This is a genomic window from Pantoea sp., assembly GCF_039594315.1.
Taxonomy (GTDB): domain Bacteria; phylum Pseudomonadota; class Gammaproteobacteria; order Enterobacterales; family Enterobacteriaceae; genus Pantoea.
In genome coordinates, this window is record NZ_JBCNNP010000057.1 from 1 (window position 1) to 22,780 (window position 22,780).

Annotated in this window: 21 protein-coding genes and 1 other RNA gene; 5 read left to right on the forward strand and 17 right to left on the reverse strand. The window is 52.2% G+C overall.

From position 1 onward, the window contains the following. Window positions 1–117 precede the first annotated feature (117 nt). The 6 genes from sufE to sufA are packed head-to-tail and all read right to left on the reverse strand — an operon-like array spanning window position 118 to window position 5,683. On the reverse strand, window positions 118–534 hold the full coding sequence (sufE, locus tag ABDW13_RS20330; RefSeq protein WP_343554351.1) for a cysteine desulfuration protein SufE: 417 nt from the start codon (window positions 532–534) through the stop codon (window positions 118–120). Between the two features lie 20 nt (window positions 535–554). After that, window positions 555–1,778 carry a cysteine desulfurase SufS gene (gene sufS / locus ABDW13_RS20335; protein ID WP_343554352.1) on the reverse strand — a complete coding sequence of 408 codons (1,224 nt, stop codon included), beginning with the start codon at window positions 1,776–1,778 and terminating at the stop codon, window positions 555–557. Next, entirely contained in the window at window positions 1,775–3,052 is a 1,278-nt protein-coding gene (gene sufD, locus ABDW13_RS20340; protein WP_343554353.1) for a Fe-S cluster assembly protein SufD, read from the reverse strand. Before sufD ends, sufS begins: the two co-directional genes overlap by 4 nt. Continuing rightward, window positions 3,027–3,773: a Fe-S cluster assembly ATPase SufC gene (gene sufC, locus ABDW13_RS20345; protein WP_343554354.1), complete on the reverse strand. Its 747-nt coding sequence runs from the start codon at window positions 3,771–3,773 to the stop codon at window positions 3,027–3,029. Before sufC ends, sufD begins: the two co-directional genes overlap by 26 nt. A 34-nt stretch (window positions 3,774–3,807) precedes the next feature. Beyond that, window positions 3,808–5,301 carry a Fe-S cluster assembly protein SufB gene (sufB, locus tag ABDW13_RS20350; protein ID WP_343554356.1) on the reverse strand — a complete coding sequence of 498 codons (1,494 nt, stop codon included), beginning with the start codon at window positions 5,299–5,301 and terminating at the stop codon, window positions 3,808–3,810. A gap of 7 nt (window positions 5,302–5,308) precedes the next feature. After that, on the reverse strand, window positions 5,309–5,683 hold the full coding sequence (gene sufA, locus ABDW13_RS20355) for a Fe-S cluster assembly scaffold SufA (protein WP_007892717.1): 375 nt from the start codon (window positions 5,681–5,683) through the stop codon (window positions 5,309–5,311). Window positions 5,684–6,072: 389 nt separating this feature from the next. Here sufA and ABDW13_RS20360 point away from each other — a divergent pair, with 389 nt between their 5' ends. Next, window positions 6,073–6,477 (forward strand): hypothetical protein, encoded by a 405-nt coding sequence (locus tag ABDW13_RS20360; RefSeq protein ID WP_343554357.1) that lies wholly within the window; start codon window positions 6,073–6,075, stop codon window positions 6,475–6,477. Window positions 6,478–6,507: 30 nt separating this feature from the next. Here the strand turns inward: ABDW13_RS20360 and ABDW13_RS20365 are convergent, their stop codons facing one another. Both ABDW13_RS20365 and ABDW13_RS20370 read right to left on the reverse strand, forming a co-directional pair. Continuing rightward, window positions 6,508–9,561 carry an FAD-binding and (Fe-S)-binding domain-containing protein gene (locus ABDW13_RS20365; RefSeq protein ID WP_343554358.1) on the reverse strand — a complete coding sequence of 1,018 codons (3,054 nt, stop codon included), beginning with the start codon at window positions 9,559–9,561 and terminating at the stop codon, window positions 6,508–6,510. Window positions 9,562–9,606: 45 nt separating this feature from the next. Beyond that, window positions 9,607–9,735, reverse strand: coding sequence for a hypothetical protein (locus ABDW13_RS20370; RefSeq protein WP_343554359.1), 129 nt, complete (start codon window positions 9,733–9,735; stop codon window positions 9,607–9,609). Window positions 9,736–9,767: 32 nt separating this feature from the next. Between ABDW13_RS20370 and ydiK the strand changes: the two genes are divergently transcribed. Next, window positions 9,768–10,880, forward strand: coding sequence for an AI-2E family transporter YdiK (gene ydiK / locus ABDW13_RS20375; RefSeq protein WP_343554371.1), 1,113 nt, complete (start codon window positions 9,768–9,770; stop codon window positions 10,878–10,880). A 314-nt stretch (window positions 10,881–11,194) separates the two neighbouring features. Beyond that, window positions 11,195–11,302, forward strand: an RNA gene (gene rprA, locus ABDW13_RS20380) — antisense sRNA RprA. A gap of 96 nt (window positions 11,303–11,398) precedes the next feature. On the opposite strand, the gene ppsA is transcribed toward rprA, so the two are convergent. Beyond that, the gene (gene ppsA / locus ABDW13_RS20385) at window positions 11,399–13,786 is read right to left on the reverse strand and encodes a phosphoenolpyruvate synthase (protein ID WP_343554360.1); all 2,388 of its coding nucleotides are present in this window, start codon (window positions 13,784–13,786) and stop codon (window positions 11,399–11,401) included. 442 nt (window positions 13,787–14,228) lie between these two features. On the opposite strand from ppsA, the gene ABDW13_RS20390 reads away from it, so the two are divergent. Together ABDW13_RS20390 and ABDW13_RS20395 are read left to right on the forward strand one after the other, a co-directional pair. Beyond that, a complete protein-coding gene (locus ABDW13_RS20390; RefSeq protein WP_343554361.1) occupies window positions 14,229–15,056 on the forward strand; it encodes a pyruvate, water dikinase regulatory protein in 828 nt (275 codons plus the stop codon). Between the two features lie 158 nt (window positions 15,057–15,214). Further along, entirely contained in the window at window positions 15,215–16,264 is a 1,050-nt protein-coding gene (locus tag ABDW13_RS20395; RefSeq protein ID WP_343554362.1) for a 3-deoxy-7-phosphoheptulonate synthase, read from the forward strand. Window positions 16,265–16,267: 3 nt separating this feature from the next. Here ABDW13_RS20395 and ABDW13_RS20400 read toward each other — a convergent pair whose 3' ends face one another. The 8 genes from ABDW13_RS20400 to ihfA form a co-directional block, all read right to left on the reverse strand. Then, window positions 16,268–17,707, reverse strand: coding sequence for a YdiU family protein (locus tag ABDW13_RS20400; protein WP_343554364.1), 1,440 nt, complete (start codon window positions 17,705–17,707; stop codon window positions 16,268–16,270). A gap of 99 nt (window positions 17,708–17,806) precedes the next feature. Further along, window positions 17,807–18,550, reverse strand: coding sequence for an EAL domain-containing protein (locus ABDW13_RS20405; protein WP_343554365.1), 744 nt, complete (start codon window positions 18,548–18,550; stop codon window positions 17,807–17,809). 312 nt (window positions 18,551–18,862) lie between these two features. Then, complete coding sequence (locus tag ABDW13_RS20410) at window positions 18,863–19,321, reverse strand: NlpC/P60 family protein (protein WP_343554366.1); 459 nt, start codon at window positions 19,319–19,321, stop codon at window positions 18,863–18,865. 69 nt (window positions 19,322–19,390) lie between these two features. Next, window positions 19,391–20,137: a vitamin B12 ABC transporter ATP-binding protein BtuD gene (gene btuD, locus ABDW13_RS20415; RefSeq protein WP_343554367.1), complete on the reverse strand. Its 747-nt coding sequence runs from the start codon at window positions 20,135–20,137 to the stop codon at window positions 19,391–19,393. Further along, entirely contained in the window at window positions 20,138–20,683 is a 546-nt protein-coding gene (locus tag ABDW13_RS20420; protein ID WP_343554368.1) for a glutathione peroxidase, read from the reverse strand. A gap of 39 nt (window positions 20,684–20,722) precedes the next feature. Then, window positions 20,723–21,706 carry a vitamin B12 ABC transporter permease BtuC gene (btuC, locus tag ABDW13_RS20425; protein WP_343554369.1) on the reverse strand — a complete coding sequence of 328 codons (984 nt, stop codon included), beginning with the start codon at window positions 21,704–21,706 and terminating at the stop codon, window positions 20,723–20,725. Window positions 21,707–21,835: 129 nt separating this feature from the next. Further along, window positions 21,836–22,162, reverse strand: a complete 327-nt coding sequence (locus ABDW13_RS20430) for a DUF2502 domain-containing protein (protein ID WP_343554370.1) — start codon at window positions 22,160–22,162, stop codon at window positions 21,836–21,838. A 191-nt stretch (window positions 22,163–22,353) separates the two neighbouring features. Continuing rightward, window positions 22,354–22,656: an integration host factor subunit alpha gene (gene ihfA, locus ABDW13_RS20435; protein WP_007892687.1), complete on the reverse strand. Its 303-nt coding sequence runs from the start codon at window positions 22,654–22,656 to the stop codon at window positions 22,354–22,356. Window positions 22,657–22,780: the final 124 nt, after the last annotated feature.

Below are 22,780 nucleotides of genomic sequence, written 5' to 3' on the forward strand. Positions count from 1 at the left end.
GAGAGTCCGCAACAGGACAACAGCAATGCACCGGCTAAACGTAAGGCTGGTTTCATGCAATTTTCTCTTTGTCGGATAGAACAGACCCCGGTCAAGCCGGGGTCTGGAGAGTGTAACTTAGCTGAGGCTCTGAGCGTTAAGGCGGATCGCGCGGATCATCGCTTCCAGCCCTTGTGAACGCGAGGGAGTGAGGTGTGAGGTCAGCGCTAATTCGCCGAACCAGTGACGCACATCGAGATCGAGAATCTCTGGCGCCTTAAGCCCTTGATACAGGCTAAATACCACTGCAATCAAACCTTTAACGATGGCAGCATCACTGTCACCTTCGAAGGCTATGGTGCCATCTGCTTGTGGTGTCATACGAATCCACACTTGGCTCTGACACCCGGAAATCACGTACTCTGGCTGCTGTAAGCTTTCAGAGGATTCTGGTAATTTCCCACCGAGTTCAATGATGTAGAGGTACTTCTCTTCCCAGTTGGCGCAACGATTGAAGTTGCGCACTAATCTCTCTTTATCTGGCAAATTCGCCATGGATCACTCCTGAAATCTGCTCAACCGCCCAGCAGACGATGAATACGGATCAAACCTGCGGCCAGACGATCGGCTTCTTCTTCGGTGTTATACAACGCGAAGGAGGCGCGACACATGGCCGGCACATCGTAATGACGCATCAGCGGCATGGCGCAGTGATGGCCAGTGCGGATAGCAATACCGTATTGATCGAGGAAACTGCCGACATCAAACGCATGATGCTTGCCGAGGTTAAAGGCAACCACACCGCTGCGATTTTCCGGGCCGTAAATCACCAGATCTGGCACCGCAGCCAGTTTATCCAGCGCATAACGCATCAGCATTGATTCGCGCTGATGAATCACATCCAGGCCCAGTTCGCTAATCCACGTTAATGCCGCACCTAAACCGATGATGCCACCGGTATTCGGGGTGCCCGCTTCAAAGCGCCACGGCGTGCTGTTGTAAGTAGTGCCCATTGGCAGCACCACCTCAGCGATCATCGAACCGCCGCCTTCCCACGGTGGCATGATCTCCTGCAACGCTTTACGCGCGTACAGCACACCAATGCCGGTCGGACCATAAATTTTATGGCCGGAGAACACGTAGAAATCGCAATCGATATCCTGCACATCAACCGTGTGATGCATCACCGCTTGCGCGCCATCCACCAAGGTCACCACGCCCGCCGCTTTCGCTTGCGCCACGATGGCTTTCACTGGGTTAACGGTGCCGAGCACGTTGGAAACGTGCGTTACCGCCAGCAAACGCGTGCGGCTATCGATCAAACCGCTCAGTTGTTCTAACGCCAGCTCGCCCTGTTGGTTCAGCGGCAGTACGCGAATCTCTGCACCGGTGCGCTGTGCCACCATCTGCCACGGCACGATGTTGGCGTGATGCTCCATCTCCGTAATGATGATGTTGTCGCCCGGTTGCAGCTGACTGCCGCCCCAGCTGTTAGCCACCAGATTGATGCCTTCAGTGGTGCCTTTAACGAAGATGATCTCTTCTGGCGACGCAGCATTAAGAAAACGTGCCGCTTGATGACGCACATTCTCCATATCGGTGGTCGCTTGCGCGCTTAACGAGTGGATGCCGCGGTGCACGGCCGCATAGCCGTGCTGATAGAAATAACTTTCCACATTGATCACTGCCAGCGGGCGCTGAGCGCTGGCCGCGCTATCAAGGTAGGCCAGCGGATGTCCGTTGACCTCACGTTTCAGAATCGGAAATTCCGCTCTGATGCGTTCGAGATCGAAAGTCATGACTCAACTCCCGGGATACGCGCGGCAATGCGCTGAAGCACCACCTGACGCAGTACCGGATTCTCCAGCGATTCAGTCAGTTCAGCGGCAAAGGCATGGATGATCATGCGCTGTGCCGAGGCTTCATCAATACCGCGCGAGCGCAGATAGAACATCTGCTCTTCATCAATACGACCAATGGTCGCACCGTGGCTGCACTTCACGTCATCAGCATAGATTTCCAGCTGCGGCTTGGTATCGACCTCAGCCAAACGGCCCAGCAACAAGTTGTTGTTGGTCATCTGCCCGTCAGTTTTCAACGCGTGCTGCGCCACTTTGATCATGCCGTTGAACACCGCACGACCTTTGTCACGCGCGATAACTTTGTGCATTTGACGGCTGATGCAGTGGCCTTTGTTGTGCTCCAGATAGCTGCGGGTATCGCACACTTCCTGGTTCACTGGTAGAGACAAACTGTTGATCGCCAAATTGGTGTTTTCACCGTTCAACTGCGCGCTGGTGTTGTGGCGCGACAAACCGGCACCCAGCAGGAAGCTGGTAGTGCTGACTTGTGCATCACGACCAATCACCACATCATTGTGCGCGAAGTGATAGGCTTTATCGCTCTCAAACGACAGCTTGATGTGCTGCAATTTGGCGTTATCCGCGACGTCGAAGGTGAAACGTGCGCCAGTAAAGTGCGCGACATCATTCAACGTCACATAGTGCTCAATCACTTCCGCTTCTGCGCTGGTTTCCAGCTGCAGATGGTGGCGGTGATGCACGGTATTGGTACCGCTTTCCTGACCGCTGGTGATGTGCAGCAGATACAGCGGTTTCGCCGCTGATTTGCCACGCGCCAGGCGGATGGTGGTCGCTTCTTCTGCAAGACTTTCGGTCAGATGCAGAAACACTTCTGGCTGAATTGGTGCCGGCAGCGGACGACGTTCAGATGCCTGCGCGTGCTGAATTTCGAACAGGCCGGTATCACGGCTGCTCAGCGCAGACTGGAAACGTCCATCGACAAACACCAGGCGCACGGCATCAATCGGCAATGCCAGCGCGTCAACCTGCTCTGCGCTGACGACTTGCGGCTGTGGCAGCACAAATTGCTGCGCCAGCAAGCCATCCAGCGGCGTGTATTTCCAGTTTTCGTGCTTACGCGTTGGCAAGCCAACACGCATTAATTGCTGCCAGTGTTGCTGCGCCTGCAAAGAACGCACTTCACCGCGCGATTCAAACAGGTGATGCCACTGCTGCAGGGCGTTATCACTCTTGGTCGGTAAGCCAGCCATAGCCTTGCTCCTCCAACTGTTTCACCAGCGTGAAGTCGCCGGATTTAACGATTTTGCCCTGATACAGTACGTGCACGTGATCTGGCTTGATGTAATCGAGGATACGCTGGTAGTGCGTAACGATGATGAATGAACGCTTACCATCGCGCAGGCTGTTTACGCCTTCTGCCACGATTTTCAGCGCATCGATATCCAGACCGGAGTCGGTTTCATCAAGGATGCACAGCTCAGGTTCCAGTGCCGCCATTTGCAGAATATCGTTACGCTTTTTCTCGCCACCGGAGAAACCAACGTTGACTGAACGGGTCAGCAAATCTTCCGGCATTTTCAGCAATTGGATTTTTTCTTCGATGAAATCCTGGAAGTCGAAGCGATCCAGCGGTTCCTGCTCACGGTATTTGCGCACCGCATTAACTGAGGTCTGCAAGAAGAACTGGTTGCTGACGCCCGGAATTTCTACCGGATACTGGAACGCCATAAAGATGCCTTCACCGGCACGCTCTTCTGGCTCAAGCTCCAGCAGGTCTTTGCCTTTGAAGGTGACTGAACCGCCAGTGACTTCGTAATCTTCACGGCCCGCCAGCGTTGCAGACAGGGTACTTTTACCCGAACCGTTTGGTCCCATGATGGCGTGAACTTCACCCGGTTTTACTTCAAGGTTCAGACCGCGCAAAATCTCTTTGTCTTCAACGCTAACCTGCAAATCTTTAATGCTTAACATACTCTTTCCTTCACATTGCTTCCGGCAACGGGCATCAGCCCACACTGTGCTCAAGGCTGATTGCTAACAATTTTTGCGCTTCCACGGCGAATTCCAGTGGTAGCTCGGAGAAAACGTCTTTGCAGAAGCCGTTGACGATCATTGAAATCGCATCTTCTTCGCTGATGCCACGCTGCAAGCAGTAGAACATCTGATCTTCACCGATACGCGAGGTCGTGGCTTCATGCTCCAGATGTGCAGTGTTATTGCGCGTCTCCACATACGGGAAGGTGTGCGCACCGCACTCGGCACCAATCAGCATCGAATCACACTGGGTGAAGTTACGCGCGTTGGTGGCGGTTGGCATGATTTTCACCAGGCCGCGATAGGTGTTCTGGCTCTTACCGGCAGAAATACCTTTGGAGATGATGGTCGATTTGGTGTTCTTACCAATGTGAATCATCTTGGTGCCGGTATCCGCTTGCTGGCGACCCGCAGTCAGTGCCACTGAGTAGAACTCACCAATCGAGTAATCACCGCGCAGAATGCAGCTTGGATATTTCCAGGTGATTGCTGAACCGGTTTCAGATTGCGTCCACGACATCTTGCTGTGATCGCCTTCGCACAGCGCACGCTTGGTCACGAAATTGAGGATACCGCCCTCGCCTTCACCGCCTGGGAACCAGTTCTGCACGGTGGAGTATTTCACTTCGGCGTTTTTATGGATGATCACTTCTACCACTGCGGCGTGCAGCTGGTAGGTGTCACGCACCGGCGCGGAGCAACCTTCGATGTAGCTGACATAGCTGTCTTCATCGGCAACCAAGATGGTGCGCTCGAACTGACCGGTTTTTGCCGCATTGATACGGAAATAGGTCGACAGCTCCATTGGGCAACGCACGCCTTTCGGGATGTAAACGAAAGTACCGTCGGATGCCACTGCGGAGTTCAGCGCGGCGAAGAAGTTATCGTTCGGTGGAACCACCGTGCCGAGATACTTCTGCACCAATTCTGGATGATCGTGAATCGCTTCACCGAATGAACAGAAGATGATGCCCTGCTCAGCCAACTTGTCGCGATAAGTGGTCGAAACGGAGACGGAGTCGAAAATCGCATCCACCGCCACTTCACGGCCTTCACGTACTGGAACGCCTAACTGGTTGAACGCGTCTTCCACTTCCTGGGTCAGATAATCGCTGGACGCGACGCTGCCCGAGGTTTGTTTGGCGCCCGGTTCAGAGGCACAGCTATCATCACAATTTCCGCAAGACGGCGCGGAGTAGTAGCTGTAATCCTGATAATCCAGTTTTTCGTAGTGCGCTTTCAGCCAGTGTGGCTCTTCCATCTGTTCCCAGGCGCGGAACGCCTTGAGACGGAATTCCAGCATCCATTCAGGTTCGTTACGTTTGGCCGAAATCGCACGCACCACATCTTCATTGATGCCGTGGGCAAATTCGTCGGTTTGTAACTGGGTAAAGAAGCCCTCTTTATAATTGAGCTTACCTTCCCACATTTGTACATCGTCAGATGCTTCGGTGTGTCGTGACATGTTTTACTTACTCGACGCCAAAGCTTTCACCGCACCCGCAGGCGTGTTGAGCTTTAGGGTTGTTGAATTTAAAAATCTGGTTAAGACCTTCGCGGACATAATCCAGCTCGGTACCGTCAACAAACGGCATCGCCTGAAGTGGCACAAACAGTTTTGCGCCGAATTGCTCAAACTGTAGGTCGTCATCGGCAGGATCTTTCACCAGGTCCATAACGTACCCAAAACCGGCGCAGCCGGACGTTTTCACACCCAGTTTCAAGCCCTTGACTTCAGGGTCTTGTTCTACCAGGTTAAGAATCTGTTTCGCTGCCGATTCGGTCAGCGTGAGCCCTTTCCAGACGAAATCTTCGGGTGAAAAAGAGTCGGCATTAACTGATGACATTGTGCTACCTCGTAAGTCTGGGCCTTTTCAGGCTATCCCCCTATGGTAGTGATATCAGATATCACTTCAACCTCTTGTTTTGCAGGGATAATCATCTCGTGCTGTTTTTTACTGCTGCTTTATTAAGCATAGTCGCTTCAAAGCAGATTGGCGGTGGCATTCCCGTGCGCACCTTATCAACGTAACCCGTTCAATTGGCGTAAAATTCTATAAATCCATTTTACGTTTCACTGTTTATTGATAGGTTACGCCTTTCTACATTGTAAAGAAATTGTTATTGCCGATTTTACTAACAGGCAGCATAAATCAATAAATTTCACTGCGGGAATTGCATTCCTGTCGCGGTTGAATATGATAATGATTATCATTAACCTATTATGGGTGGCGATATGACGCTTACCGTCTCAGCCTGGTTACAACATAAAATCGACGAATATAAGTTTTCGGTGCGTGATATCACCGTTGACTTCTACATGGCTCAGGCGAAGCTCAACCGCACCGATTGCACCCTTGAACAACTGCGTCGTTTCAATGATACCTGTCTCGACATGGCCGAAATCTGCGAACTAAACGGCGACGATCACAGCTTTTTGCATGCCATGGGCAAGCTCCATCACCGCTTAGTGCAGGAAATGGGCAATGCTGATCGTGACCGTTTATTTCGTATCCAGGCCTATCAACTGGCGCGCTTGTCGCTAACACGTTTGTGCCATCAACTTGCGCTCAGCGGCGAGTGGGATAAAGCGACTCGCCTGCAGAGTGATTTCGTCCGTCATGCAGGCTGGATATTCTAATCCAGCTTTGTGACGTCTCCTACAATTTGTTTACATCATTTCCAGAAGTGCTTGCAGGGGATGGCGCATACCGTTGCCTTCCGCGCGTTTCACCTGGCTACGACAGGAAAAACCGGTCGCCAGGCAGCGTTGACGCGGCAACCTTTGCAGTTGCGGATGCCACGAAAGCTCGTAAATACCCAGAGAGTTATCAAGGTTTTTGCTTTCATGCCCGTAGGTGCCTGCCATGCCGCAGCAGCCAACATTGATGTTTTCCAGCTTCGCACCAAATCGAGCAAAAATGCCTTGCCACTGATTCGGCGTCGACGGTAACGCGGTGACTTCGGTGCAATGCGCAAACAGGTACCATGCTTCGCCGCTGGCAGTTTGTACCGCCCTTTCGCTCAACGCGCTTTGCAGCCATTCATGTACCAGTTGCACGTTAAAGTCACCGCGCTGCTCACCGAGCACCTGATTGTATTCATCGCGATAACACAGCACGGTGGCTGGATCGACGCCGACCATCGGCATGCCAAGTTTGGCTACGCGATTCAACATCTCCGCGGTTTTGCTGGCAGTGCGCGCAAAGCGTTGCAGGAAACCTTTCACATGCTGCGCTTTACCATTTGGTGAAAACGGCAACAGCACAGGACGATAGCCGAGCTTCTCAATCAGCTTGACGAAGTCCGTCACCAACTGCGCTTCGTAATAGCTGGTAAACGGATCTTGCACCACCAGCACACATTGCTCACGCTGCGTGCTATCCAGCGCTTCCAGTTGTTCCAGCGTCACATTCATCGCCGGATGTCCGCTTAATTGCTGCTTGAGGCTTGGCGAAGACAGCATCGGCAAATCCACCATGCCAATGTGCGTCTGACTTAGCTCGCGCATCCACGGCTGTTTGAGGAAGAAATTGAATACCTTCGGTGCTTTGGCCATCAGCGGCGCATAGCTCTCCACGCTGGCGACTAAATGATCGGCCACCGGACGCAAATAGCGGGTGTGATAGAGCTGCAAAAAACGTGAACGGAAGTTCGGCACATCAATCTTGATCGGGCATTGTGTGGAACAGGCTTTACATGCCAGACAACCCGACATTGCCTCTTTTACTTCATGCGAGAAATCATATTCGCCCTGTTTAGCGTGCCAGGAGTTGCGCGTGCGCTGAATCAAACTGCGCAAGCTGGCACCCTGTTTTGGCAGCGCCTGTTCCAGCTGTAGCGGATCGACGCCCTGTTCAGAAAGTAGTCGCAACCATTCGCGGGTTAAGGTGGCGCGCCCTTTCGGTGAGTGAATACGGTTGCGGGTGATTTTCATCGACGGGCACATCGGGCTGTTGGCATCAAAATTGAAGCACAAGCCGTTGCCGTTACACTCCATCGCACCACGCCACTCATTACGCACCGTAACCGGAATCTGGCGATCGTAAGTGCCGCGTTTAACTGCATCCACCTGCATCATCGGCTCGTTGCTGCTGATTGGCGTGCAGATTTTGCCCGGATTCATGCGGTTATCGGGATCGAAAGCAGCTTTAATGCGGCGCAGTTCGTTGAACAGCGTTTCGCCAAAGAATTCCGGGCTGTATTGCGCACGGAAGCCTTTGCCGTGCTCGCCCCACAGCAAACCGCCATAACGCGCGGTCAACGCCACCACTTCGTCGGAGATCTGCTTCATCAGCAACTCTTGCTGCGGATCGCACATATCCAGCGCCGGTCTCACGTGCAACACGCCCGCATCAACGTGACCAAACATGCCGTAACTCAAGCCGTGGCTGTCGAGCAGTGCACGAAATTCAACAATGTAATCGGCGAGATTTTCCGGTGGCACCGCGGTATCTTCGACAAACGGAATCGGTTTGGCGCGTCCTTTGGCGTTGCCCAACAGGCCAACCGATTTTTTGCGCATATTATAGATGCGCTCAATTCCGCCCAAATCGTTACACAATTGATAGCCAATCACGCCACCCATCTGTTGCGTCATCAGCTCGTCGAGACGCAAACACAAAGCATCGATTTGCTGCTCAATCAATTCGCCATCATCTCCGGCAAATTCGACAATATTCAGGCCGAGCATCTCTTTATCGGGCACGTCGGTAATCAATTCATTCACTGAGTGCCAAACGATATCTTCGCGTGCCAGATTCAATACTTTGGAATCCACGGTTTCGACCGACAACGCTTTGGCTTCCACCATAAAAGGCGCATTGCGCAGCGCAGAATCGAACGAATCGTATTTGATATTCACCAAACGGCGCACTTTGGGGATTGGCGTGATATCCAGCCGCGCTTCGGTGATAAACGCCAGCGTGCCTTCGGCGCCGCACAGCAGACGCGTCAAATCGAAGGTTTGCAAATCGTCGCTGAACACATGGCGCAAATCATAGCCGGTCAGGAAGCGGTTCAGTTTGGGGAATTTTTCCAGGATAAGATCGCGCTGTTCGCGGCAGCGACTTAACACTTGCTGATAGATACGCCCTTCCGCAGTGGGCGTTTTCGCCAGTTGCTCTGCCAGTTCAGTCGGCATGGCGCGCGTATCGAGGATATCGCCGCCCAGCAGCACCGCGCGTAATCCCTCAACGTGATCGGAGGTTTTACCGTACACCAGTGAACCTTGCCCTGACGCATCGGTATTGATCATGCCACCTAAAGTGGCACGGTTGCTGGTGGAGAGTTCCGGCGAGAAGAAGAAACCGTACGGCTTGAGCCACGCATTCAACTGGTCTTTCACCACGCCAGCTTCTACTCGCACCCAACCTTGCTCAGTATTGATTTCAAGGATGCGGTTCATGTAGCGCGACATATCCACCACGATGCCCTGATTCAGCGACTGGCCATTGGTGCCGGTGCCGCCGCCGCGCGGGGTGAACACCAAACTATTAAAGCGCGGTTCGCCCGCCAGGCGCGCAATCAACGCCACATCCGCCGTGGATCGCGGAAACAGCGCCGCATCAGGCAATAGCTGATAAATGCTGTTGTCGGTGGAGAGTGAAAGACGATCGGCATAACTGGTGGCGGTATCGCCGGTAAAGCCTTGTTCTTTTAACAACTGCAGGAATGTCAGCACCAGTTGAACGAGGCCCGGTGCCTGAGAAATCTGTGGGATCATTATTGAGTGACCGAGATGTTGTAAACGTTTGCGTAGCGATTTTTTTCAGCCCTTGGTTTTATCATATTTTTTTGCTGCCTGCTGTTTTTTCAGGAAACCGCGTAGCCGCCGCTGCTTTTCCTGTTTAATTTTCAGGAAATGGATCATCATTGTTAAGGCGCTGTTCAGCGCCACTCTGAAGGATTCAATTGAGGTTAACCGTTGTGATGAAAAGCCTGCAACGCGGTATGGATTTACCGCAAATGTTGTTTTCGCTGATGTTCATTTTGATCATGATCATCGCCTGTCTGTGGGTGGTGCAGCCATTTATTCTCGGCTTCGCCTGGGCCAGCATGGTGGTGATTGCCACCTGGCCGCTAATGATTCGCCTGCAACATCTATTGTGGGGAAAGCGCTCGCTGGCGGTGATCGCCATGTCAATTTTACTGTTACTGCTATTTATCTTCCCTATTGCCCTGCTAGTCAGCAGCCTGATTGATAACAGCGCGCCAGTGATTGCCTGGGCGACGCAACGCCATTTAGTGATGCCCGATTTTGCCTGGTTACGCGACATCCCGTATGCCGGCAACAAACTTTATTCCAGCTATCACAAATTAGTCGATGGCGGTGGCTCAGCAATCCTCAATCAGGTACAGCCGTATATTGGACGCACCACCGGCTTCTTCGTAGCGCAGGCCGGACACTTTGGTCGCTTTATGATGCATCTGTTCGTGATGTTGCTGTTTAGCGTGCTGCTGTATTGGCGTGGCGAACAAGTCGGTCACGGTATTCGCCACTTTGCCTATCGCATGAGCGGACGTCGTGGCGATGCGGCAGTATTGCTGGCGGGACAAGCGATTCGCGCAGTGGCACTCGGCGTGGTGGTGACGGCGCTGGTGCAAGGCGTACTTGGCGGCATTGGCTTAGCCGTTTCCGGCATTCCTTACGCAACGCTGTTAACGGTATTGATGATTCTCACCTGCCTGGTGCAATTGGGTCCGTTGGTAGTGCTGGTTCCGGCGATTATCTGGCTTTACTGGAGCGGCGATACCACGTGGGGCACGGTGCTATTGGTGTGGAGCTGCGTGGTGGGAACTCTGGACAGCGTATTGCGTCCGATGCTGATTCGTATGGGCGCAGATTTGCCGATGATCCTGATCCTTTCCGGCGTTATTGGCGGCTTGATTGCCTTTGGCATGATCGGCCTGTTTATCGGCCCGGTGGTGCTGGCCGTTTCTTATCGTCTGGTCACCGTGTGGATGCACGAAGCACCGGAACCGGATGATGATATGCAAACCGCAATTGAAGCATTAGCCGAGCATGAAGAAGAACAGCCATAAACATGGCTTTTTTTATCGGGTCGTCATTTATGACGACCTTTTTTATCCATTTATCACTGGCCTTACTTTAACCCGCCTAATACCACTTCAGCGCCAACCTCTATTTCCCTGCGTTAATAATTTTTTTTCATAAGCGATTTTTAAGAAAAAACGCAAATTTCGGCGCTTTAGGAAGGTTTCGCTAACGGAATGATTATTTTTCAAACTGAATCATGGGTGAAACCCTAAGAAAATGACCACGAAAGATTATCAGCTTTAAACTAATAAGAGGATTCTTAAAGACGCCAGCAGGCCTGATGAATAACATGTTTCGTATGTTTGGAATCAAGCTACTGATTTTTAAACAACCTTATTCCCCTGAGTAAAGTGAAGAATTGCTGTGTGTAGTCTTTGCCCATCCCCTGTGATGGGCTTTTTTTTGGCTTTTTTCCGGCAAAAAGAAAAGGCCAGCAATGCTGGCCCTGGGGATTTCAGTTAAGACACAGTAGATTCGTCTCTAAGGTGCCTTAAATTACTGCTTAGTGCTTAGCGTTGTTTAATTCCGCTAAACCCAGCCAGGTTTCAACCACGGTATCTGGATTGAGCGACAGGCTATCAATGCCCTGCTCCATCAACCACGCAGCGAAGTCCTGATGATCTGACGGGCCTTGCCCACAAATCCCAACGTATTTGCCCTGCTTCTTCGCCGCTTTAATCGACATCGACAACAACGCTTTCACCGCATCGTTACGCTCATCAAACAGCGCCGATACCACGCCAGAATCGCGGTCGAGGCCGAGCGCCAGCTGCGTCATGTCGTTTGAGCCGATGGAGAAGCCATCGAAATGTTCGAGGAACTGTTCCGCCAGCAAGGCGTTGGAAGGGATCTCACACATCATGATCACCTTCAAACCGTTCTCACCACGTTTCAGACCGTTTTTCGCCAACTCGGCGACCACCGCTTCAGCCTGATCAACAGTACGCACGAACGGAATCATGATCTCAACGTTGGTTAGCCCCATCTCGTTGCGCACGCGTTTTACCGCATCACACTCGAGTTTGAAGCAATCACGGAAGTTGTCGGCCACATAACGCCCAGCACCACGGAAGCCCAGCATCGGGTTCTCTTCTTCTGGCTCATAACGTTCGCCGCCGACCAGATTGGCGTATTCGTTAGTTTTGAAGTCCGACAAACGCACGATGACACGCTTCGGTGCAAAAGCCGCACCCAGCGTGGCGATCCCTTCAGTCAGACGCGCCACGTAGAACTCCACCGGGTCATCAAAACCTTTCATCATTTGGCGAATCTGCTGCTGCAACTCTGGCGTCTGCTGGTCAAACTCCAGCAACGCTTTCGGGTGCACGCCAATCATGCGGTTAATGATAAATTCCAGACGCGCTAATCCCACGCCTTCGTTCGGCAAGCAGGCAAAATCAAAGGCGCGATCCGGGTTACCGATGTTCATCATGATTTTCAGCGGCAGATCCGGCATGGTATCGACCTGCGAGCTGGTGACTTCAAAGTCCAGCAGGTCGTTATAAACATAACCGGTATCGCCTTCGGCACAGGAAACCGTGACTTTGGCACCATCTTTCAAGTGATCGGTCGCATCGCCGCAGCCCACTACGGCTGGAATCCCAAGTTCGCGCGCGATAATGGCTGCGTGGCAGGTACGTCCACCGCGGTTGGTGACGATAGCCGAGGCTTTCTTCATGATAGGTTCCCAATCGGGATCGGTCATGTCGGTCACCAGCACATCGCCTTTTTCAATGCGGTGCATTTCGCTGATGTCGTGAATCACTTTCACTTCACCCGCGCCGATGCGATGGCCGATCGCGCGGCCTTCCACCACCACTTTGCCTTTACCCTGCAAGGTGTAACGTTCCATCACCTGGCCGTTGGATCGCACGGTTTCTGGACGAGCCTGCACGATAAACAGCTTGCCGGTGTGGCCGTCTTTGGCCCACTCAATATCCATCGGGCGTTTGTAGTGCTGCTCAATCAGCACCGCCTGACGCGCCAGCGCCTGCACTTCGTCGTCCGTCAAACTGAAGCGATCGCGCTGTTCTTGATCGACATCTTCAATGCGTACCTGCTCGCCATGCTCCTGCGAATCGGCATACACCATGCGCAGCTTTTTCGAGCCCATGGTGCGGCGCACAATCGCCGGTCGATTGGCTGCCAGCGTCGGTTTATGCACATAGAATTCGTCCGGGTTGACCGCGCCCTGCACCACCATTTCGCCCAAACCAAAGGCGGAGGTGATAAATACCACCTGATCAAAGCCTGATTCGGTATCAATGGTGAACATCACGCCCGACGAGGCGAGATCCGATCGCACCATGCGCTGAATACCAGCAGACAAGGCCACGCCGCGATGGTCGTAGCCTTGATGCACTCGGTAGGAAATCGCGCGGTCGTTAAATAAGGAAGCAAACACGTGCTTAACCGCGATGATCACCGCGTCATAACCCTGCACGTTAAGGAAAGTCTCTTGCTGACCGGCGAACGAGGCATCGGGCATGTCTTCGGCGGTGGCGGAAGAGCGCACCGCAAACGAGGCGTCGGCGTCATCAGCAGAGAGTTGTTCATAGGCAGTGCGAATCGCCTCTTCCAGCTCAGGCTGGAATGGCGTGTCGACCACCCATTGACGAATTTGTTTACCGGCTTGAGCCAGCTCAGCAACATCATCAACATCCGTTTTATCCAGCAATTCATAAATACGCTGGTTCAGTCCGCTTTGATCGAGAAACAGATTAAATGCGTAAGATGTGGTCGCATAACCGTTTGGCACGGAAACACCCAGCGACGACAAATTAGTAATCATTTCTCCGAGAGAAGCATTCTTGCCTCCCACGCGATCAACATCATGCATGCCAAGCTGGTTGTACCAGAGCACTAGCGACTGTTGGTCTTGATTGGACATTGAAAGTATCCTTTTAAATGATAGGAACACATGTAACATTTTGCTATACGCTCAAACAGCTTGGCACAACCCATAAATAAAGACTAAGTGTTGAATCGTTAAAGCAGGAAAAGAAAAGCAAAATCGGATTAGTACCTGGAATAAATGGTGTTGCGCAAACCAATTATTTAACGCTAACGGATTGCTATAACGATATTTTTCCCGATTTCAGAGGGTTAGCGATTGATTTTTGTTGCGCAACACGCCCACACTTTATTTTGTGCGCGATAACGAAAGTGCGCGCAAATAATCCTTTTCAAAACAGCTTTTCATCTAATATGGGTTATTAGCGTACTCAACTTTGCGAATTCGACAGCAATCAATATGGACATTTCATTTTAATCATGATGAAAATGAAATGTTGGCATCAATAGATCAGGCAGACTTAAGAGGGCTTTTCGCTATGAGCACTGAACGCAGCGTGTTCTACATTTCTGATGGCACCGCCATCACCGCTGAAGTATTGGGGCACGCGGTGTTATCGCAGTTCCCGGTGATCACCAACAGTGTAACCTTGCCTTTTGTCGAAAATGTGCAGCGTGCCCAAGCGGTTAAAGCGCAAATCAATGCGCTGTATCAGCAGAGTGGCGTGCGTCCGCTGGTGTTCTTCTCGATTGTGACGCCCGATGTGCGCGAAATTATTCTTGAGAGCGAAGGCTTTTGTCAGGATATCGTGCAGGCGCTGGTTGCGCCGTTGCAGAGTGAATTGGGCGTGGCATCAATGCCAGTCGCGCACCGCACGCACGGTTTAACCGCCAGCAACCTTGGCAAATATGACGCACGTATCGCGGCGATTGATTACACCCTCGCGCATGATGACGGCATTTCGCTGCGCGGTCTGGAAGATGCGCAAGTTATTCTGTTAGGCGTATCGCGCTGCGGTAAAACGCCCACCAGCTTATATCTGGCGATGCAGTTCGGCGTGCGCGCCGCCAATTATCCGTTTATTGCCGATGATATGGATAACCTGAAATTGCCACCGGCATTGCGCGCGCATCAACATAAGCTATTTGGCTTGACCATCGATCCGGAACGTTTGGCGGCGATTCGTCAGGAACGCGCGGAAAACACCCGTTATGCCTCGCTGCGCCAATGTCGTCTTGAAGTCGGTGAAGTTGAAGCGCTGTTCCGCACTAATCAAATCCGCTATCTCAACAGTACCAACTATTCTGTGGAAGAGATCGCCACCAAGATCCTCGATATTATGGGCCTGCGCCGCAGCATGTATTAATCGTCTTGCCTTGAGTTGCCAGGCCGTAAAGCCTGGCTTCCGTATTATTTCACCTCCTTTGTTTTTAGCCGGTTGAATTCGCGGACTAATGGTTTATTGTGACCACCATCACTTCCCGGTATTTCACCGCTGCGAAGAACAAATTTTTGAGATTTCCCATGAACAAGACTGATGAACTGCGTACTGCGCGCATCGGCAGCCTGTTGACACCGGCGGCCCTCGCGCAGGAACACCCTATTTCGGCGGATATTGCCGCCAATGTTACCGCCGCACGCCAGCGCATTGCGCGCATCCTGACCGGCGAAGACCCACGCTTATTGGTGGTGATTGGCCCGTGCTCACTGCACGATCCAGTAGCGGCTTTGGAATATGCGCAACGTTTGAACGCATTGCGCGAGCAGCATAAAGATCGACTGGAAATCGTAATGCGCGCTTACTTCGAAAAACCGCGCACGGTAGTGGGCTGGAAAGGTTTGATCTCCGATCCTGACCTGGATGGCAGCTACGATGTGAATCGCGGCATCGCCATTGCGCGCAAACTGCTGCTGGATATCAACGCACTCGGCCTGCCGACCGCCACTGAATTTCTCGATATGGTGATCGGCCAGTTTATTGCCGATTTGATCAGCTGGGGCGCCATTGGCGCGCGTACCACCGAAAGCCAGATTCACCGTGAAATGGCGTCAGCACTTTCCTGCCCGGTAGGATTTAAAAATGGTACCGATGGCAACGTACAGATCGCGGTAGATGCGATTCGCGCCTCACGCGCCAGCCATATGTTCCTGTCACCGGACAAAAACGGTCAGATGACGATTTACCAAACCAGCGGCAATCCGCATGGTCACGTGATTCTGCGCGGCGGTCGTCAGCCTAATTATCACGCTGAAGATGTGGCGGCAGCGGCATCAAATCTGCGCGACTTCAATTTGCCGGAGCAATTGGTGATCGATTTCAGTCATGGCAATTGCCTGAAACAGCATCGCCGTCAGCGTGATGTTGCCGATGATGTGGCAGCACAAATTCGCGCCGGTTCGCGCGCCGTGGCGGGTGTGATGATTGAGAGTTTCTTACAGGAAGGCAATCAGAAAGTGGTGAGCGGTGAAGCGTTGACTTACGGTCAATCGATCACCGATCCGTGCCTCGGCTGGGATGACAGCGTCGAAGTGCTGGCGAAACTGGCTGCCGCCGTCGACAGCCGTTTCAACTAACTTTTAGCTGGAGCAACTCACTTCCAGCGTTTTGCCCCACTCTGGCGGCCGTTGGCGCAACTCTGCGCTGACGGCCGTATCACTAAATGGCTGCTGTAATGCCAAATGCAGTTTTTCCAGCGCCGCCGTCTCGCCGTCTTCTACTTCTTCAATCACCTGCTGTGCCAGATAGTTGCGCAACACCAGCGTCGGATTGGCCGCTTTCATAACCTGCTGACGCTGTTCATCACTGGCCTGATCTTGCAACAAGCGTTGACGATAGCTGTCGTACCACGCATCAAAGGCCGCACGATCAATAAACTCATCGCGCAGTGGCGAACGGGTTTCTTGTTGCTGCGTGTCACTGAGTAAGCGGAAAGTCAGCGTGTAATCGCTGCGTTCTTGCGTCATTAGTCCCAGCAGACCGGTCAAAATGGTGTTGTCGTTGGCATCAGCAGTGAGTAAGCCGAGTTTGGCACGCATTTTCTCGCCCCAAACCCGCATCATTTCCGTTTCATATTGACCAAGCGCCAACTTAAGTTGCTCCGTGCTCAGCAAACCGGATAACGCATGCGCTAATCGATTGAGGTTCCACAAACCGATCATGGGCTGATTTTCGAAAGCGTAGCGGCCCTGATAATCACTGTGATTGCAGATGTAACCGGGCTGATAATCATCAAGGAAGCCGTAAGGGCCGTAATCCAGCGTCAATCCGAGAATCGACATGTTATCGGTGTTCATCACCCCATGCGCAAAGCCCACGCTCTGCCACTGCGCAATCAAACTGGCGGTACGTTTAACAATGTCAGTGAACCACAACAGATAACGATCGGCATCATCCTGCCACTGCGGCCAGTGATGCCGAATGGCGTAATCCGCCAGCATGCGCACTTTTTCCTGCTCACCGCCATAATAGAAATGCTCGAAGTGGCCAAAACGCAGATGACTTTCGGCGATGCGCATTAACATCGCGCCGCGTTCCTGGGTTTCTCGTAACACCGGTTCATCGCCAATGGATAATGCTAAGGCGCGTGTGGTCGGGATACCTAAATGATGCAACGCTTCAGAGGCGAGGAATTCACGTACGCTGGAGCGAATCACCGCGCGACCATCGCCCATACGCGAATACGGCGTCAATCCGGCCCCTTTTAGATGCCAGTCCAGCTTGCGACCGTTCGCCAATTGCTGCTCACCCAGCAAAATGCCGCGCCCATCGCCAAGTTGTCCGGCCCACACGCCAAACTGGTGACCGCTATATACCTGCGCTAGCGGCGACATGCCGGGCAACAATTTGCGTCCCGACCACACGCCGTGTCCGTCGCCATTAAACAGCGCATCATCCAGGCCCATTTCAGCCGCCAGCGGTGCGTTGTGATAAAACAGCTTGCCGCCTTCGAGTGGCGTTGGGGCCAGTGCGGTGTAGAATCCGGGAAGTTCTTGCTGCCAGCTATTGCTAAATTGCATCGAGACTCCTGAAGGTGCGCTTAAGCAGAGCACCAGCATTGAGTTTTTAAGATAAGCAATAGTGTAACGCTGACGCTGTGCGGAAGACAGGTGAAAGGATTACTGCTGAGAAGGCGTGTGAAGATTCAGGTCCGAATAGATCAGATCGTTTAAACGTTCTGCTTTAACCACCGGGAACAGGCTACCTTGCAGGTGCGCACCGTTTAACGTGGTCATTTTGTCTAACATCACGTTGTCGTCGATGCCGCAAATAATAATTTGCTGAGCAAAATCGGAAAAATTATCGATAACCGTCTGAATAAAAGGCGTAAATGAGGCGCGCTTGGCCAAGCCCTGAATAAAGGTTTTATCCAACTTTAATACGCTAAACAGATTATCGTAGACCGCTGTTGCCGGTGCTTTTCCGGCACCAAATTGAGAAAGTGATAAACGAAACTCCTGCTGCAATGCCGCTAACAACGGTTGCGCTTTTCCTAATGATAATTGCGGAAACGTTTCGCTGATATCCAAAACAATAAAAGGAATTTGTTTGAATTTTCTTAACAGAAACTCACTGGATAAAAGCGTTGTTGCCATTGAATCATCAATACGTACCAAAGCGATAATTTGATTCAGCTCAAAAAAGTCGCGGTACTTTTCCAGCAATGAAAGCTGGCTCTGCAGCAAACGTAATTGTTGTGCATCATCTAATTGCGGCAACAGCAAATCCTGCGGCAACGTAATCGGCGCAGTGTCATGGACAAATTGCGTCACCAGCTCAACTGCGGTCAGCTGGCCCGTCAATGAATATACTGGATAAAACCAGGTTTCCGACTGATAGTCGGCGGACAAATGGACTTTCATTTTACAAGCCAGATGCAATGGCAATTGGCGCATCGTATATCAACCAAAACATGCAGGCAATAGGACCAAACGTTAGAAGAGGTGGCGTTTTTTGTCCTATTACCGCGTTTTAAGTCTTAAATAATACTTAAGCCAAATAGCCGGGGTTAATGTCCATACCAATTAAATAAATTTAGCTTTATTTTTAGTATTAAATTGATGGCAGGTAAAGTGCCATTCTAAATGATAGTTAAATATCGGCAGGATTCAGATTTAATTCAGGGTGAAATAACCATTCTTTTTACATGCATTTATTCGCCGCACTAGCTGATTTTAGATGCGACGCGCCTGCCAAAATACTTTGCGCCAGTAAACATTATCCAGTGATGAACGAATCACGCCCTGGCTGGTAGAGGCATGAATAAAGGTGTTATCGGTGTCATAAATCCCGACATGCAAACCATTTTCTCCGCTGCCGGTTTTGAAGAACACCAGATCGCCGGGCAACAGATCGTCTCTGTCGATACGCGTACCAATGTCCGTTTGATCGATGGTTGAGCGCGGCAATTGCATGTCGAATTTATCGCGGAAGGTAAGATAAACAAAGCCTGAACAATCAACACCGCCACGGCTTAAACCACCATAACGATACGGCGTTCCGCGCCAGCGGCTCAGTTGCTCATTCAGTTGCGCAATAACGGTGATGGAATCGGACAGGCGTCCATTCGGCGGCGGCGCATGATGGCTACAGCCAGCCAGCAACAGCGCCAGAATCAAAATTGTTAGCCGCATCAACGTTATCCTTAATACTTTGCCCGGCTGACACTTTAGCGGCAAAACGTCACGCGGCGCAATAATCTCTCAGGGAATAAATAGCAGCGGACCTTGTTCCGTATCGATTTGTTGAAACGGGGTTTGATAGATTGGTGTTAACCGCGCGGCGGTCAACACCTCTTGTGTGTTGCCTTGTTGAACGACAGCACCGTGATGCATTAACCACACGCGATCGGCATGGCGTAGGCTGTGATTGAGATCGTGGCCGCTGGCAACAATCGCCAATCCGCTTTGGCACAACTCCACCAGTAGTTTATCCACTGCGCGCTGTTGTGCTACGTCCAGCGCACTCATCGGTTCATCGAGCAACAGCAGTTTGCCACGCGGATTGATTGCCGGGTGAATCTGCAACACCACCGCCGCTAGCCGCACACGCTGCCATTCACCGCCGGAAAGCTGCGTCAGGCTGCGCGTGATTTTGTCCTGCAAACTCAATTGCGCTAACACATCGCTTAACACGCTATCGATTGATGCCGTTACCGCACTCAGGTGCATACGCAAATAATGCCAAACCGGCATTTGTCCCGGCGCCATTTGCTGTTGTGGCAACCAGGCACGCAATTGCGCCAACGCCCCGCCACTCAACGCCGCCAACGGTTGCCCAGCGAGCTCTAACTTGCCGTGGCCCGGCAGCATACCTGCAAGCAGATTGAGCAGCGTACTTTTACCTGCTCCATTCGGGCCAACTACATGAATCAGTTCACCGGCATTGACCTGAAGGTTAACGGGAGCCAAACGCCCTGCGACGCTGGCTCCCTGACACTGCAACAGCATTTATTCCGCCAGCGCCTGCTCAACGCTTTTCAGGATAAGCGGATCATCCGGCGTCATATCGGGTGAGAAGCGCGCAACCACTTTGCCCTGCTTGTTGATGAGAAACTTCTCGAAGTTCCAGAGAATATCGCCCGGCGCTTTTGGTGCGCGGCCTTTGCTCTCCATACGTTCAAGGAAACCGCTCCCTTCTGGACGTTGTGCCACCGGTTGCGCGGCGGTTAACTGCGCGTACAGCGGATGACGCTGCGCGCCGTTGACGTCGGTTTTATCGAACATCGGGAAAGTCACGCCGTAGGTGGTGCTACAGAACGTTTTAATCTCTTCGTTGCTGCCAGGCTCTTGCTCGAGGAACTGGTTGCAAGGAAAACCCAACACGCTGAAATGTTTATCCTGCCAGGCTTTTTGCAGCGACTCCAACTGTTCGTATTGCGCTGTCAATCCGCATTTGGACGCCACATTCACCACCAACAGCACGTTGCCTTCGTATTCTGCCAATGTGGTTTTATCACCGTCCAGCGTAACCAGTTCAGTTTGATAGATGCTCATAGTCGATTCCTGTTGTTGATAACAAGGTGCCAGCCAACGCTAGCGCGAAGATTTCACTAATAACACGATAAACAGCGGCGCACCGAGTGTGGCGGTCACCACGCCAATCGGCAACTCGGCGGAAGTCAGCACCAAGCGTGCGATGATATCCGCGCCCAGCAGCACCGCCGCACCGGCCAGCGCTGCCGCCGGCAACAAATAGCGATGATCGCTAAAGCCGCTCAGGCGCAGCAAATGTGGGATCACCAATCCGACAAAACCAATCGCGCCAGCCATCGCCACACTGACGCCAACCAGCCAACCCATCGCCAGCACCAGTAAATTGCGCCACAGCAGCAGCGGCAATCCTAGCTGACGTGCCGAGGTTTCACCCAGTGCCAATAAATTCAAGGTGCGCGCAGTAGCGATCAACATGATTGTCACCGGCACTAGCGCCAGCATCATGCCGCCATAGCGCCAATCAATGCCACTGAATCCGCCCATCATCCAGTACAGTAACTGGCGCAGATCGAGGCTGGTGCTAAAGTACACCGCCCACGTCATGATAGCGCTACAGATAATGCCGAGCGCCACGCCCGTCAGAAGTAATCGGCTCACCGATAATTGTTTATGCGCGAAATGCAGCAGAATCAAGGTGATGAGTAACGCCCCCGCCATCGCCGCCAGCGCCAGACTCCACAGCGAACCGTTGCCGAGCATGACGCCCAACACCAGACCAATTCCTGCGCCGTTAGAAACGCCCAGCAAACCAGGTTCGGCTAGCGGATTATTGAAAAGTGCCTGCATGACCACGCCGCACACCGCCAGCGCGGCGCCTACCAGCAACACGGCCAGCGTACGTGGCATGCGCAGTTGCCACACAAACAAGTCGCCAGTGGCCGTAAACCATTGCGTGGGAGAAATCCAGCTATCACCGGCGCACAGGCTTAGCCCAATCAGCAACACCAGCAGCGCAATGAGTGCGATTAGCCAGCGTTGGCTGCGACGATTTGCCTGCGAGGCAAGCTGATCCAGCAGAGTCATAGATAAGATTGGCTGAGAAAACAGAGATTTGATTGTAGTGGGATTACAGCAAAAAGAAAGCGGCGTGCGGATGACGCCGCTTGTGAGGCTTTATCGATGCGGAGGAATTGGTTGGCCGTGGTTATCACGTTACTGATTGTCATGTTGATCATGACGCTCTGGCTCATGATGTGGCTGCGGCTTGTTGTCATGATGCGGGCCGTTGCCCGGATGCTGTGACTGCCAGCCATTGCCGTTCCAGTAACCGTGCGGACCTTTGGTGCCGATGCGCTGGTTGTGATGCTGCTTCCACCAGGTTGGCGCACGCCAGTCGTAGCCATCCCAATAATAGCCACGCTTATCCTGATCGCCGATATGAATCGATACGCCCGGTGTGTTGATGTTAACGGAAACATTGGCGCTAGCCAGCAGCGGCATGCCTAAAAGGATGCTTAATAAAAGTGCTGTTTTCTTCATCAGCGGAAACCTCTTGTTTTGTGATGGCGCTGTTATAACAAATGCGTTGCGCCCGTCACTATCGGTGAGCACCGATTTTCAGCTTATTTTCCGCATACTTACGAAATCCTTACATCATGGATAAATCATGAAGAAAGGCCAAGTTTTAGACAAAAAAAAGGCCGCTAAGCGGCCTTTTTGTCGTACTGAAATTAGTCAGCATCCTTGGGTGTCGCATTCTCGACGCGACTTTTCAACTTCTGTCCCGGACGGAACGTCACCACACGGCGAGCGGTGATAGGAATATCTTCCCCCGTTTTCGGGTTACGGCCCGGACGTTGGTTTTTGTCACGCAGATCAAAATTACCAAATCCGGACAGTTTTACCTGTTCTCCGTTTTCCAACGCGCGGCGAACTTCTTCAAAAAAAAGTTCAACCAACTCTTTGGCATCGCGTTTGCTCAACCCGAGTTTTTCAAACAGGTACTCTGACATTTCAGCTTTTGTAAGCGCCATAGGTTCAATCCCTCAAGGTTGCCTGGAATCGCTCTTTTAATGCCGCAACGCATTTGGCAACGGTCGCGGCAATCTCCTCTTCTTCGAGTGTCCGGCTGGTATCCTGCAAAATCAGGCTAATCGC